This is a genomic window from Geomonas oryzae, from assembly GCF_004117875.1.
GTDB classification, from domain to species: domain Bacteria; phylum Desulfobacterota; class Desulfuromonadia; order Geobacterales; family Geobacteraceae; genus Geomonas; species Geomonas oryzae.
In genome coordinates, this window is record NZ_RAHW01000006.1 from 1 (window position 1) to 13,497 (window position 13,497).

Genomic DNA, 13,497 nt, shown 5'->3' on the forward strand with positions numbered 1-13,497 from the left:
AAGACACCCCGAGCGTCGAGACCGTGACGTTGTCCACAAATGGGACGCTGGTTGTCACCGACGCTGATCAGCATCAGTCGGCGATCAATACGGCCGTCGCACCGGTGGCGAGCGAAGGCGCACTCGGCCACATCACGATCGACAGCGCCGGTCACTGGACTTACAGCGTTGCCAATGCCGATGTGCAGTACCTCGGCAACGGGGAAACCAAAGTCGAGACCTTCACCGTCCAGAGTGTCGACGGCACCAGCCACGACATCGTCATCACGATCAACGGGACGAATGACATCCCGACCTTCACCGGGGCAGACTCGGGCTTCGTGACCGAGGACACTCCGAGCGCTGAGACAGTAACGTTGTCGACTAATGGGACCCTTGTTGTTACCGATGCTGATCAGCACCAGTCGGCCATCAACACGGCCGTTGCACCGGTGGCGAGCGAAGGCGCCTTGGGCCACATCACTATCGACAGCGCCGGTCACTGGACTTACAGCGTTGCCAACGCCGACGTGCAGTATCTCGGCAATGGTGAAACCAAAGTTGAAACCTTCACCGTCCAGAGTGTCGACGGCACCAGCCATGACATCGTCATAACTATCAACGGGACCAACGACATTCCGACCTTCAGTGGCGCCGACTCTGGGTACGTCACCGAAGACACCCCGAGCGTCGAGACCGTGACGTTGTCCACAAATGGGACGCTGGTTGTCACCGACGCTGATCAGCATCAGTCGGCGATCAATACGGCGGTCGCACCGGTGGCGAGCGAGGGCGCACTCGGCCACATCACCATCGACAGCGCCGGTCACTGGACTTACAGCGTTGCCAATGCCGATGTGCAGTACCTCGGCAACGGGGAAACCAAAGTCGAGACCTTCACCGTGCACAGCGTCGACGGCACCAGTCACGACATCGTCATCACTATCAATGGCACCAATGACGTTCCGACCTTCACCGGGGCCGACTCGGGCTACGTGACGGAAGACACCCCGAGCGCTGCAACTGTCAATCTGACTACCGCCGGGACTCTGGTTGTCACCGATCTCGACCAGCACCAGTCGGCGATCAACACGGCGGTCGCACCGGTTGCCAGCCAGGGGGCCCTCGGCCACATCACTATCGACAGCGCCGGTCACTGGACTTACAGCGTTGCCAATGCTGATGTGCAGTACCTCGGCAACGGAGAAACGAAAGTCGAGACCTTCACGGTGCAGAGTGTTGACGGCACCAGCCACGACATCGTTATAACGATTAACGGTGCCCCTGACTTGCCGACTCTTGATTCGCACAGCGTCTACATGCCGGATTCTTCTTCAGAGATGACTGGCGACTATGCTAACGGATATGCGCTGCAAATCGGCGCACCTTCCGGTGGGGACACTGGTGATGCAATAACCATTAAGGTTGGAACTTTGCCTACTACAGGCACGGTTGGGTATGTCGACGATACCGGCTTCCATGCCGTTGCTGCGAACCAGACACTAACATCCGCACAGCTGCAGTCATTGGTTTATCAGCCAGACGGCTTGGCAACGTTCGATCCGGCGACTGGATTCGGTAAGGCCGGCGCCGACAATGTTCAGTTCACCTACACGGTTAATAATGGATTCGATTCGGCAACAGGAACAATCGATCTGCACACGCTGCTTGGCACCGGTGGTTACATTGCAGAGGTACAAGTCGGCAGTGTCTCTCATCCCTTGACTTCGGGAAGCAATCAGTCCGTTCAATTTGCAGTGGATCCGATATTGGCATCGGTTACAGACTACTCTCAGTCCGCTATCCAGCTCACGACCGACTTCATGAGCATGAACACGAAGACATTGACGTACCAGGTTGAGAACCAGGTAAATGTTAAACTGGTCATTGACGGGCACACTTTCACGGTTGTCTCTGCCAGCGACACCGCGCATGTGAATTGGCAGGCGATACCTGGCAGTGGTGGTGACGGCGATTTGAATGTGGATCACGGCGCCTATTGGACCAGCGTGAACACTAATGCCCCTGCTGGCGCCAACACCATCCAACAGCACAGCATTTCGTTCAATGACATCTCAGATGGAACTACCACGCTAGCTTCCTATCTGGCTAACCATCCGCAGGCCCCGGGCTCTGTCTGGACCGTGGTGTATGACGATATTAAATCAGGGAACGAACAGGCACGGTACATACATCTCTCGATCGTCCAGGATGTAAGCGCGCAAAACGCAGTGTCCACGGTGGGGTCAAGCGGCAACGACGTGATCTACGGAACTACGTCCCATGGCGACAATCTCAGCGGTGGTGCCGGCGATGACGTCATTACCGGGCGCCAGGGCAATGACATAATCTCTGGCGGTGCAGGACATAACACCTTGACTGGCGGCGCAGGTGCCGACACCTTTAAAGTCGGTGCAGGGCACGACACAATTAAAGACTACACCGCCGGTGAAGACAAAATAGTCATTGAACCGACGCACACGGACGCTCTCTTCGAACAGGCGGACGGATCCACTACGGCACATCTTACCATCTACAATAACGGCGCTCAGGTGGGGACGGTGACTTTTGAAAACGTCAGTAACTCAACGGATCTTTTGAATTCCCTTATTCATGACGATCCCACGATTCATAAGTAAGGTTCACTGATCATTTAGACCAGAGCTGCCGCGAAAGGTATCTTTCGCGGCAGCTTTTTTTGTATGAAATAGAACATGCTGCGGCTTCCCTGTGACTTAAATTGTTTTTCATCCTCCTCCGCAGGATTCCCTTGACACTCCCGCCGCAAGAAACTATAGCTATAACGTCCACTTCACCCAATCCTTCTCCGCCCTTGACGGGCTTTTCGGGGAAACATGTACTGGGAATCTTTCGGCTTCAAAGAACCGCCTTTCGCACTTACTCCTAACCCGTCCTTTCTCTTCCTGAGCGCTCCGCACCAGGAGGCCTTCGCGCACCTGCTCTTCGCCATCGAGAACCGCGCTGGCTTCATCGAGCTCTCGGGCGAGGTCGGCACCGGGAAGACCACCATCGTCAGGACGCTCCTGAACCAGCTCGACCCGGAAACGCACCGCACGGCTCTGATCTTCAACCCGATCCTGTCGCCCTTAGGCTTCATGAAGGAGGTGAACGCGGAGTTCGGCCTTTCCTGCGAGGGGGACGAGATCCGCGACCTGCACGCCGCGCTCAACGCCTTCCTACTCGAGGAGAATCGCGCCGGTCGGACCGTGGTGCTGGTCATCGACGAGGCGCAAAATCTCTCCATCGAGGTGCTGGAGCACGTCCGGCTCATCTCGAACCTGGAGACGGAGAGCGCGAAGCTCATCCAGATCGTGCTGGTCGGGCAACCTGAGTTGAACGCGCTTCTGGGCCGGGACGAACTGCGCCAGCTCGACCAGCGCATCACGGTGCGCTACCACCTCAAACCGATGTGCTTCGAGGATACCTGCGCTTACATCAGGCACCGGATCAGGTTCGCCGCCGACGGCAGGGAGCCGCTCACCTTTTCCCTGGGGGCCTTCAGACGTATCTACCGGTTTTCAGGTGGACTGCCGCGCCTGATCAACGGCGTTTGCGACCGTGCCTTGCTGCTCGCCTACACACGGGAGTGCAAGGAGGTGAGCAAGACGATGGCGTCTCTCTCCATCGCTGATCTGCGCCGGGAGAGCCCGCGCAGGCGGTACACCCTTCAGGTCCGGGTGCTTTCGGCCGCACTCGTGGTGTGCGTTATGGTCATCGCCGGCTTCTCCATCGCCTCGTTGCATCTTTTCGGAAAAGGTGAGAACAAGGCGGTGCAAAAGGTCTCTGAGCCCAAAGAGGCCAAGGTGAAGGCAAAGGAAACGGCGCCTTTCTCGGCCGAGTCCGCCCGGCAGGCGATAGCCGCTCAGCCGGCTCAGGACAACCTTTATGCCGCGTTGAACGCGGTACTCGGCGCCTGGCAGGTGCCGAAAATCGACCCGGTGGCAGGTCAGCCCGACAACATCCGTACCCTGGCGCGGCAGCGCGGCCTCACCGCCACCAAACAGAACGTAAGCTTCGAAACTCTCGAGCGGCTGGACGCCCCGGCGCTACTTCATCTCGTTCTCCCCGGAAACGTCGAACGGCTGGTGGCCCTGGTCGGGCTGGACGGCGATCAAGTGCGCGTCGTCCCCGCCATAGCAGGAAGATCGACCCTGTCCCGGGCTGAGTTCGGGCAGTTGTGGAGCGGCGGCGCCACCTTGCTCTGGAAGGACTTCCACGGCATAGCCACCAAGGGCGCCGACAAGGTGGCGGGGACCAGGCAACTGCAGGAGCTTTTGAAGCAGGTCGGCTTTTACGCCGGGACGCCTAACGGTACCTTCGACGAGGCCACGAAAACGGCCCTTGCCGAGTTCCAGCGCAGGGAGCAAGTGACGGCGGACGGCAAGGTGGGAGCCCAGACCCTCATCCTGCTTTACCGGCGCGCCGGCGGTTTCTTCCCTCCGGGGCTTGCCAAGGCGAGCGGGACGAACGGCAAACAGACTACGGGGCGGATCTGACATGAGCCTTATCCTTGATGCATTGAGAAAAATGGAGCAGGAACGCAGAAGCAAGCGCGGCAACGGCCAAGACCTGCGTCCCGAGGTGCTTCGCTACCGCCTGGCCGCCCAGCCCAAGGAAAAATCCCGCTATCCGTTGGCTATCGTGGCCGGACTCGTGTTGGTCTGTGCCGGTCTGGGGGCGGGCTTCATGCTTAAGGGACACGGTGCCATGCAGGTTGCCGACCAGGCGCCCGCCGCCGTTCCCGCCGCACAACCTGCCGTGGCGGTACAGCCCCCGGTCGCGACGGTGCCGGCGCCTGCTGCTCCTGCAGCGGTCGCGGTTCCGCAACCGGTTCCCGCGCCGTCTGCCGCCGCTCCGGCAGCTCCAGCCCAGCCTGTGGTTGGAGGCGCCATACCCGTTTCGTCCCCGGCGGACCCGGTCAGAAAAACTTCCCGCTCCGCCGTTACACCCTCTGTTCAGGACGCACCCGCGCAGCCGAGGGCGCCGCGCGGGGAAAGTGCGAACGCTGCCGCTGGCGGGCAGGATATCGTCATCTCCGGCATCGCGTATCAGGACGAGCGTCGCATGCGCCGTGCGGTGCTGAACGGAAGCCTGGTAGGCGAGGGGGCCGAGGTTGCCGGAGCCCGGGTGGTCGAGATCAAGGAAACCAAGGTGAGGCTGTCCAGGGGAGGGCACGTCTTCGAGATTCCCTTCTCCTCCGGGTTGCAGTCCCGCTGAGTTCTCCCCTTGACGCCCCCGGTCTATTCGCGTGGACCGTGGGGCAGTCTCTCTCAAAAAAAAATAGCACTGTAAAGAAAAATACCGGACAGATGCGGTCTCACAGTGGATAATTGGCTCCAACAGGAGGTGATGTCATGCTGCGGACGCGTGTGTATCTGACTTCCGGGCTCTTGTCATTGGCACTGGGTGGTTGCAGTTCAGGCAACTTCATGGTGAGCAAGGAAAACGTCAGCTTCTTCATCACCAGCGATAGACCGGAGTTGAGACTCGTGCTGTGCGATTCCGGTGACATGGAACGGATCGCGAGAGACTCGCACCTGCAGGACCACCTGCAGCAGACGCTGAAAGAAAAGATCTGTGCGGTGCATAAAGACAGGAAGGACCTGAAGGCGCTGCTTGCTTCGCTGGACAAAGACCAGCTTGCGGCTTTCATGGATGCCTTCCGTAAGAACGGCTATGAGATAAATATCGTTGCGGACGGCTGAGCCGGCGGATGACGCGTCCGTGCGACGCTGATGCGGCGAGGGGAGCAAGGAGGCAGGGCATGAAGACTATCGGCATGGTTGGGGGACTCGGGCCTGAGTCCACCGTGGACTACTACCAGCGCATCATCCAGGCCTTCCGGGTTCCCGGAAGCCTCGCCGCGCCCGAAATGGTGATCTACAGCGCGAACCTGGAGGAGGTGCTGGACCTGGTGGCCCGGCGCGAGTGGACCCATCTCATCTACCTGCTCGTGCAGAAGGTCAGGGCCCTGCAGAAGGCGGGGGCGGATGTCGCCATCATTACGGCCAACACGCCGCACGTTGTTTTCGAAGAGGTAAAGGCGAAAACGACCCTTCCTATGATCAGCATCGTCACCGCGACCTGCGAAAAGGCGCAAGAGTTGGGCGTAAAGAAGGTAGCGCTCCTCGGCACCCGCTTCACTATGCAGGAGAATTTTTTCGCTCCTCCCTTTAACGCCGCCGGTATTTCGGTGGCGGTTCCCAACGAGGCCGAGCAGGAGTACATCCACGAGAAGCTGATGACGGAAATCGAGTTGGGCGTCTTCAAGGATGAAACGAGGAAAGGGCTGATCGATATCATCGACCGCATGGTGCGTGAAGAAAAAGCGGAGGCGGTCATCCTCGGCTGCACCGAATTGCCGCTCATAGTGAGGGATGGCGACTACGACACCACCTTCCTCAACACCACGGCCATTCACGTTGAAAGCGTGGTCAGGTATTGCAGGGAAGGAAGAAAATGGTGAGTCAGCCGGTGTAGTGATAGCGGCAGGCAATGACAACACGTGGAATGAAAGAAGAGGGGGGAGTATGAAGAAATTGATGGTTCTGGCGATGGTCCTGATTGCTTCGACTTCCTTCGCCGGACAGAAGAAAAAGGTGTCAAAGGAAACGGCCGCCTCCGTTACGCTCCAGGAGAAATGGGATGCCGATCCCTCCTTGCTGAAGCTCGACTGCAACGACAACATGTGCGTCTACGGGATCAAGGGAACGGCCCAGATCATCGACGCCGATACCAACGTCCGGTCCGCGTGGGTCGCCTTTCTCTACACCAACGAAGGGCGCAAGACGCTCTCGCCCCAGTTGAAGGGGAGCTATTACAGCAAGGAAAAGTGGAACATCAACTGCAACGACCTGAAGATGAACGTCTCATCGATCCACTATTACGATGCCAAAGGGACTCCGCTCAATTCCTACAACAACGACGAGGAATGGTCCGATATCGTTCCCGGCAGCTTCGGCGAGACGGTGGCCGCCATCGTCTGCTCCATCGAGGACAACGGGGACGAGGACGAGACCCCCGCGCAAGAGGTCCCTGGTGAATCGGTCAAGGAAGGGACCGTCTTTTAGGGCCCATGACTCCTGCCCAAGGGACATCGCGGCTTAGGATGCTGCTTCGGGCACTGCGCTCCCGCAACTACCGGCTTTTCGTGGCCGGCCAGAGCGTCTCGCTCGTCGGCACCTGGATGCAGCAGGTCGCCATGAGCTGGCTCGTCTACCGCCTTACCGATTCCGCCTTCCTGCTCGGCGTGGTCGGCTTCACCAGTCAGATTCCCACCTTCGTTTTTTCACCCGTCGCAGGTGTTCTCGCCGATCGCATGGACCGCAGGCGTCTTTTGATGATCACCCAGGCGCTCGCCATGGTGCAGGCCGCGCTCCTAGCCGCAGCGGTGATGCTCGGGGTGGTGCAGGTCTGGCATATCGTGGTCCTGAGCCTGGTCCTCGGCATGGTGAACGCCTTCGACATACCGATCCGGCAGTCCTTCGTGGTCGAGATGGTGACGAACCGGGAGGATCTCGGCAACGCCATCGCCCTTAACTCCTCCATGGTGAACGCCGCCCGCCTGGTCGGTCCGACCGTCGCCGGGCTCCTGGTCGCTTCGGTCGGGGAGGGAATCTGCTTTCTTTTGAACAGCGCGAGCTACCTTGGCGTGCTGCTGGCGCTGTTCGCCATGCGCATCGAGCCGCGTGAGGGCGACGGTAAGCCGCGGCGTCACGTCCTGCACGAACTGAAGGAAGGTTTCTTCTACGCCTTCGGCTTCGCCCCCATCCGGAGCATCCTGCTTTTGATCGCGCTGATGAGCCTCACCGGCATGCCCTACACCGTGCTGATTCCGGTCTTCGCAAGGGATATTCTGCACGGCGGTGCCCACACCTTCGGCTTTCTCATGACCGCAGCAGGCTGCGGCGCACTGGCGGGGACCATCTATCTCGCTTCCCGAGACAGCGTGCTCGGCCTCGGGCGGGTCATCGTCGTCTCGGCCGCGCTCTTTTCCGCCGGGGTCGCCGCCTTCGCCCTTTCCGGCAATATCTCCCTCTCGTTGATCGCCCTCATGGTGGCCGGCTTCGGCGCCATGACCATGGTCGCCTCGTGCAACACCATCCTGCAGACCATCCTGGAGGAGGACAAGCGGGGGCGGGTGATGAGCTTTTTCACCGTGGCCTTCATGGGGATGACGCCTTTTGGCAGCCTGGGGGCGGGGACCATGTCACGCATGGTGGGGCCCCGTGTGACGCTCGTCGTCGGTGCCGTCTGCTGTCTGCTGGGGGCTCTCGTTTTCGCGAGGAATCTGCCGCGCATCAGGGCACTGGTGCGCCCGATTTATGCCCGCATGGGGATCGTGAAGGAGGTCGCCCAAGGGATGGAAAGCGCGGCGGAACAGCCTCCCATGCCGGAGGAAAAACAATGAAGAAGAAAGGGTGCGCTTGGCATGTTTGAGTTTCTGACGGTTGGTCTTGTTCTCGGGTTTTCGGCGGGGTTTTCGCCGGGGCCGCTTCTCATGCTGGTCATCTCGGAGACGCTCACCCACGGCACCCGCTCCGGCGTCCGGGTGGCGCTCTCGCCGATCATCACCGATTTCCCCATCATCCTGGCCACCGTGCTGTTGCTGATGAACCTTTCCGGCTATCACGGCGTCCTCGGCGTCGTCTCCCTGGCAGGGGGACTGTTCGTGCTCTACACGGGGTACGAGTCGCTGCGCGCCCGGCCGGTCGCACTGGAACTCCCGAAGGAGCCGCCGAAGTCGCTGCGCAAGGGGATACTCACCAACTTCCTGAGTCCGCATCCCTACCTCTTCTGGATCACGGTCGGCGCTCCCATTCTCACCAGATCCCTCAATATCGGCATCACCGCTTTTCTCGCCTTCATCGGAAGCTTCTACCTCTCCCTGATCGGGGCGAAGATCATCCTCGCCGTGGCGGTGGGGAAGTCGCGGGCCTTCATGGGAAGCCGCCTCTACCTCTGGATCATGCGTCTTCTCGGGGGGCTTTTGACCTTCTTCGCGCTGCTTCTCTTCCGGGAGGGGCTCAGGCTGCTGGGGGCGTTGTGAGGCTGGGATGAGGCTGGGATGAGGCAGTGGGGCGTTCTCGTTGTTGCCGTTGCAGTCAGTAATGGTAGCGGGCCTGGAGGAAATCCACGCGCTCGTCGGAAACCAGGTAGACGAGGCGATGCTCCTGGGTCAGGCGGCGAGACCAGACGCCGGGTGAGAGGTACTTGAGCGGCTCCGGTTTTCCTATTCCTTTGAATGGGTCGCGCAGGACCGCTTCCACCAGTGAGAGAGCCCGCAAGGCTGTCTTACGGTCCACTTCGACCCAGTAGCGCAGATCCTCGCGGAACTCAGGCAGAAATACGGCGGCACGCCGCTTAGCCTCCAAGACCCAGTTCCTCGCGGAGTTCACCGGCCGTCTCAGGTTCGCCCTCGCCCTTTAGTGCGCGCTCAAGAGCGCCCAGGAGGCGTTGCGCATTTTTCGGCGAGCGCATCAGGTGCGCCGTCTCAACCAGGCTCGCCAGTTCGTCCGCCGATATCATGGCCACGCTGTCGCCGTTGCGGCGATCTATGATGACGATTTCGCGGTTCTTGGTCACCTGGTCGCAAAGGCCGGCAAGGTTGGCCCGGGCGTTGGTGTACGAGGTCTTCAGCATGTTCCCTTCCTCCTGAGTTGTACAGGAACACTGTACTTTAGTTTTCTCCTTTTAGCAACCTTCATCCTCTCCAGCTCGCCCCCCCCGTCCGGAGCGCGTCAAAAAGACGGTCGCCAAAGAGCATCTATATGGCAAGTTCTGAATCGTAATATATATTGACACGTCTATTAGTATGCACTAAATTGCCGCAAGCGCGTGAACCGGCACCTTTTTCGGCCGGAGTCTTTCGGTTGGCAGCCGAATGACGCTTCCCGCGTCGGCCGCTTTTAGCGGTTATCCTTCGCGAAAGCGAGATCGTGCAATGGCGAAAAAAGCTTCCACCGCAGCAAAGCCCACCGCAGCCCCCTCCACACCGGCCGCATCGACGGCCACGGCACCGCAAACCTGGCTCGATAAAGCGCTTCCGATGTTTCTCATCCTCCTAGTCGCGTTGGCGGGTTACGCAAACACCTTCGGGGTTCCCTTCGTCTTCGACGACCAGACTTCCATCATCGACAACCAGGCGATCAGGGACGTCGGGCGGTTCCTCTCCGGAGACGGATTCGCCTACAACCCGCGGCGCTTTGTGGGGTACCTCACCCTTGCCCTCAACTACCATTTCTCCGCGCTGGAGCCTGCCGGCTATCACGCGGTCAACCTCGCCATCCACGTCGCCTGCGGCTGGGTCGTGTACGCTCTTTGCCGGGTCACGCTCTCGACCCCTTTCTTCCGCGCGAAGTCGCTGCCGCGTTCGGCCACCGCGACGATACCGTTTCTGGCCGCCCTGCTCTTCGTGGCGCACCCGGTCCAGACCCAGGCGGTGACCTACGTGGTGCAGCGCCTGGCATCGCTTGCCACCCTTTTCTACCTTGCCGCCCTTCTTTGCTACGCGAAGGGGAGGGTGCTACAGGAGGAAAGCTGCAGCACCTTCCCGGCACGTGGCGTGGTTTTCTTCCTGCTCGCTCTGGTTTCCGCGCTCGCTGCATTCGCCACCAAGGAGATCGCCGCGACGCTTCCCCTGGCGCTTTTGCTCTACGACTTCTCCTTCTTCGGCAAGGGGATGAAAAAACGCTACCTGCTTGTGGCCGCGTCCGTCCTCTGCATCGCGGCAATCGCAGTGGCCGTCGCCACCGCGGAGCGCCCGATCGGCGAGCTCATCTCCGACATCTCCCGCGCCACCATGGAGACCCAGCAAGTGTCCCGCCTGGACTACCTGCTGACCCAGTTCAGCGTGATCGTCACCTATCTGCGGCTCCTGGTCCTGCCGGTCGCCCAGAACGTGGACTACGATTTCCCGGTCTACAGCACCGTCCTCACTCCGCCGGTATTCCTCTCCTTTCTCGTGCTGGCGCTTCTCTTCGCCTTGGCGCTGTATCTGTACCGGTTATCCGCGCCCCAGGCCGGCGACGCCGCAGAAGAGAAGGGGAGGGAAGGGTACTTAAGGCTCATCGGTTTCGGCATCCTCTGGTTTTTCCTGACCCTCTGCGTGGAGTCGAGCCTCATCCCGATCTCCGACGTCATCTTCGAGCATCGGCTCTACCTTCCCTCTTTCGGCGCCTTCCTGGCCTTCGCCGCCGTTTTCGCCATGGCCTTCGAAAAGAGTGCTTCCTCGACGCGCGTTGCCGTCGCCGCTTTCGTGGTGCTGGCGCTGACCGTCGCGACGTGGCAGCGAAACGGCGTATGGGGGGACAGCGTCACCCTTTGGAGCGACAATGCGGCAAAATCCCCGAACAAGTGGCGCCCGCAAAACAACCTCGCCCGTGCGCTTCTCAAGGAAAACAGGGTGAACGAGGCCTTGGCCGCCGGCTCCAACGCGGTCCGCCTCGCTCCGGATAGCTACGAGGCGCACAACGTCCTCGCGACGGTTTACGAGAAGATGGGGGCGCTGGATGCCGCGATCGAGCAGTACCGCCTTTCCGTCGCCGTCAACCCGAACTACGTCATCGCCCTCAGCAACCTGGGTGCCGCCCTGCAGAAAAAGGGGGCGCTTTCCGAGGCGACCGCCTGCTTCAGAAAGGCCGTCGAGCTTGACGGCGCCAACATGGTCGCACACAACAACCTGGCGGGCGCGCTGCTGCAGCAGGGGAATCTCGAGGAAGCGAGGCGGCACGTACTGGAGGCGGGACGTCTGGACCCTGCAGCGCTGGAGCCGCGCGTGAATCTCGCCGCCATCACGGAGGCGGCCGGGGACCTCGACGGGGCGATCAGGATGTACCAGGATATCGCGGGTCAAAACCCCGGGTATGCCTTTGTACGGTACCGGTTGGCGGGCGCTTACTACCACAAGAAGGAGATGGAAAAGGCGATCGGCTGCTATCAGGAAGTGGTGCGGCTGGACCCGGGTTACGTCCCGGCGTACCTCGATATGGGGCGCGCCTATGCGGCTCTCAGGCAGATCGACAAGGCGCTCGAGCAGTTCCAGCAGGCGCGCCGGGTCGCTCCCCAGAATCAGGAAGCGGCGCTGCTGGAAGCGAAGACCCTTCAGTTCCTGCAGGCGGCGCGGCGCTAGTCGGAGAAGCGGTCGACCTCGACCTCGCTTAACAGCCGCTCCAGGTACCGGCTCTTCAACTGCTCGCTCGCCATGAGCCTTTTCAAGGGGGGGAGCCTCAGGATGGCGCCCAAAAGCGCCGCCATGGCGCGGTGGCTGAGAAACGCCTGGTTGTCGAAGATGAGGTTTTGCAGCTTGCCCCGCTCGATCGCCATGAGGACCAGCCGGTGCGCGGTGTTGACGGGAGTGAGGATGCGCCTCTCCCGCGGCTCGAGTGAGACGGCGCCCGCAGGGCAGCTGCGCACGCATACCCCGCACCCGAGGCAGAGCTCCTTTGCCGCCCGGGCCGTTCTTCCTGTTTCCCCCTGAGCCTCCATGCTGATGACACCTACCGGGCAGACCGCCGCGCACCTGCCGCAGCCTGTGCAGCGCGCCGCGTCGGTTGCCTGCACGAAGTTCGTGCTGTACATGGCGTTTGGGATGGCGAGCCGGCGCGCGGCGATCATCGCCTCGCAGCAGCAGGCGCAGCAGTGGCAGATGAAGTTCACCTGACGCTGCACGTTGTCCGCGCACTGCACGAGGTTCAGGTCGCGGGCCTTTTGCAGAAGGTCGAGCCCCTCGGCACGGTCCACCTCCCGTGCCGCCCCGTGCCTGATCAGCGATTGGGCCGCGAGGTTCAGCGTCATGCAGATGTCCAGCGGAGCCCGGCAGGCCCGCTCCAGCTGGAGCATCTTATGGCGGCAGTAACAAAGTCCCACCGCAATATGGCTCGCGCTCTTGATCACCTCGCTTGCCCGTTCGTAATCGAGCACCTGGCACGCCTTCTCCTCGGGGATCGCCTCCTCGTTCACCATCACCCTGCCAAGCGAAGTCTCCCCACCGGCGAAGAGGTCGCGGATGAAGGCGTCCTCCACGTTTATGTAACTGAAGAAGAGACCGGCAAGCTCCTTCTGGTCCAGTTCCGGGCGCAGCCGCATCAGCGAGAATTCGAAGAACCCGGCCATCGGAGGAGGGAGGAGGTAGACCGTCCTGTCCTCCCGCTCGATGTCCAAAAGAAGGGATCGCGCCGCGAGCCCCTCCAGGCGGGTGCGTGCCGCCTCGGTGGAAAGGCCCAGTATCCTCCCCGCCTTCGCCGCGGTGAACGGCCGGAGCGGGAGCCGGCTCAGCAAAAGAGCCTCCTCCTCGCTGCACAGGATCGAGAAGATCCTGAGCAGGAGCTCCGAATCGGGCGCCCCCTGCGGGAACAGGTTCACCCGCCGCATCAGGCGATGGTAGCCGTCCAGGGTCACGCGCTTGGTCATGGCGGCATCTCCGGTATGAAAAGAGAAAACGCCTCATTTTAACACTCTCGGAAAGGTCGGCAACGCCGGCCTCGGGACATCCCCCGC

The 13,497-nt window shown here is 61.0% G+C and carries 12 protein-coding genes; 9 read left to right on the forward strand and 3 right to left on the reverse strand.

The genetic code is table 11. The features are described from left to right. The 8 genes from D6Z24_RS15040 to D6Z24_RS15075 all read left to right on the forward strand — a co-directional run. On the forward strand, positions 1-2,618 hold a 2,618-nt coding region (locus tag D6Z24_RS15040), incomplete at its 5' end, for a VCBS domain-containing protein (protein WP_198419566.1). A gap of 216 nt (positions 2,619-2,834) precedes the next feature. Next, positions 2,835-4,496: an AAA family ATPase gene (locus tag D6Z24_RS15045; RefSeq protein ID WP_129127429.1), complete on the forward strand. Its 1,662-nt coding sequence runs from the start codon at positions 2,835-2,837 to the stop codon at positions 4,494-4,496. Position 4,497: 1 nt separating this feature from the next. Continuing rightward, the gene (locus tag D6Z24_RS15050) at positions 4,498-5,217 is read left to right on the forward strand and encodes a general secretion pathway protein GspB (protein ID WP_129127430.1); all 720 of its coding nucleotides are present in this window, start codon (positions 4,498-4,500) and stop codon (positions 5,215-5,217) included. A gap of 137 nt (positions 5,218-5,354) precedes the next feature. Continuing rightward, complete coding sequence (locus D6Z24_RS15055; protein ID WP_129127431.1) at positions 5,355-5,705, forward strand: hypothetical protein; 351 nt, start codon at positions 5,355-5,357, stop codon at positions 5,703-5,705. Positions 5,706-5,764: 59 nt separating this feature from the next. Continuing rightward, complete coding sequence (locus D6Z24_RS15060; RefSeq protein WP_129127432.1) at positions 5,765-6,466, forward strand: aspartate/glutamate racemase family protein; 702 nt, start codon at positions 5,765-5,767, stop codon at positions 6,464-6,466. 64 nt (positions 6,467-6,530) lie between these two features. Beyond that, a complete protein-coding gene (locus D6Z24_RS15065) occupies positions 6,531-7,070 on the forward strand; it encodes a surface-adhesin E family protein (protein ID WP_129127433.1) in 540 nt (179 codons plus the stop codon). Between the two features lie 38 nt (positions 7,071-7,108). Next, positions 7,109-8,410 (forward strand): MFS transporter, encoded by a 1,302-nt coding sequence (locus D6Z24_RS15070; RefSeq protein ID WP_246014684.1) that lies wholly within the window; start codon positions 7,109-7,111, stop codon positions 8,408-8,410. Positions 8,411-8,431: 21 nt separating this feature from the next. After that, positions 8,432-9,049 carry a LysE family translocator gene (locus D6Z24_RS15075; RefSeq protein ID WP_129127435.1) on the forward strand — a complete coding sequence of 206 codons (618 nt, stop codon included), beginning with the start codon at positions 8,432-8,434 and terminating at the stop codon, positions 9,047-9,049. A 55-nt stretch (positions 9,050-9,104) separates the two neighbouring features. On the opposite strand, the gene D6Z24_RS15080 is transcribed toward D6Z24_RS15075, so the two are convergent. Then, the gene (locus D6Z24_RS15080) at positions 9,105-9,374 is read right to left on the reverse strand and encodes a Txe/YoeB family addiction module toxin (protein ID WP_129127436.1); all 270 of its coding nucleotides are present in this window, start codon (positions 9,372-9,374) and stop codon (positions 9,105-9,107) included. Next, a complete protein-coding gene (locus D6Z24_RS15085) occupies positions 9,364-9,642 on the reverse strand; it encodes a type II toxin-antitoxin system Phd/YefM family antitoxin (protein WP_129127437.1) in 279 nt (92 codons plus the stop codon). Before D6Z24_RS15085 ends, D6Z24_RS15080 begins: the two co-directional genes overlap by 11 nt. A gap of 301 nt (positions 9,643-9,943) precedes the next feature. On the opposite strand from D6Z24_RS15085, the gene D6Z24_RS15090 reads away from it, so the two are divergent. After that, the gene (locus tag D6Z24_RS15090) at positions 9,944-12,130 is read left to right on the forward strand and encodes a tetratricopeptide repeat protein (protein ID WP_162605150.1); all 2,187 of its coding nucleotides are present in this window, start codon (positions 9,944-9,946) and stop codon (positions 12,128-12,130) included. On the opposite strand, the gene D6Z24_RS15095 is transcribed toward D6Z24_RS15090, so the two are convergent. Continuing rightward, entirely contained in the window at positions 12,127-13,410 is a 1,284-nt protein-coding gene (locus D6Z24_RS15095; RefSeq protein WP_129127439.1) for a 4Fe-4S dicluster domain-containing protein, read from the reverse strand. The genes D6Z24_RS15090 and D6Z24_RS15095 overlap by 4 nt on opposite strands. Between the last annotated feature and the right edge of the window lie 87 nt (positions 13,411-13,497).

Coding starts and splice junctions, on each gene's coding strand:
- D6Z24_RS15090 (WP_162605150.1), top strand. CDS start 9,944: ATGGCGAAAAAAGCTTCCACCGCAGCAAAGCCCACCGCAGCCCCCTCC.
- D6Z24_RS15085 (WP_129127437.1), bottom strand. CDS start 9,642: ATGCTGAAGACCTCGTACACCAACGCCCGGGCCAACCTTGCCGGCCTT.
- D6Z24_RS15055 (WP_129127431.1), top strand. CDS start 5,355: ATGCTGCGGACGCGTGTGTATCTGACTTCCGGGCTCTTGTCATTGGCA.
- D6Z24_RS15070 (WP_246014684.1), top strand. CDS start 7,109: ATGCTGCTTCGGGCACTGCGCTCCCGCAACTACCGGCTTTTCGTGGCC.
- D6Z24_RS15065 (WP_129127433.1), top strand. CDS start 6,531: ATGAAGAAATTGATGGTTCTGGCGATGGTCCTGATTGCTTCGACTTCC.
- D6Z24_RS15050 (WP_129127430.1), top strand. CDS start 4,498: ATGAGCCTTATCCTTGATGCATTGAGAAAAATGGAGCAGGAACGCAGA.
- D6Z24_RS15095 (WP_129127439.1), bottom strand. CDS start 13,410: ATGACCAAGCGCGTGACCCTGGACGGCTACCATCGCCTGATGCGGCGG.
- D6Z24_RS15060 (WP_129127432.1), top strand. CDS start 5,765: ATGAAGACTATCGGCATGGTTGGGGGACTCGGGCCTGAGTCCACCGTG.
- D6Z24_RS15075 (WP_129127435.1), top strand. CDS start 8,432: ATGTTTGAGTTTCTGACGGTTGGTCTTGTTCTCGGGTTTTCGGCGGGG.
- D6Z24_RS15045 (WP_129127429.1), top strand. CDS start 2,835: ATGTACTGGGAATCTTTCGGCTTCAAAGAACCGCCTTTCGCACTTACT.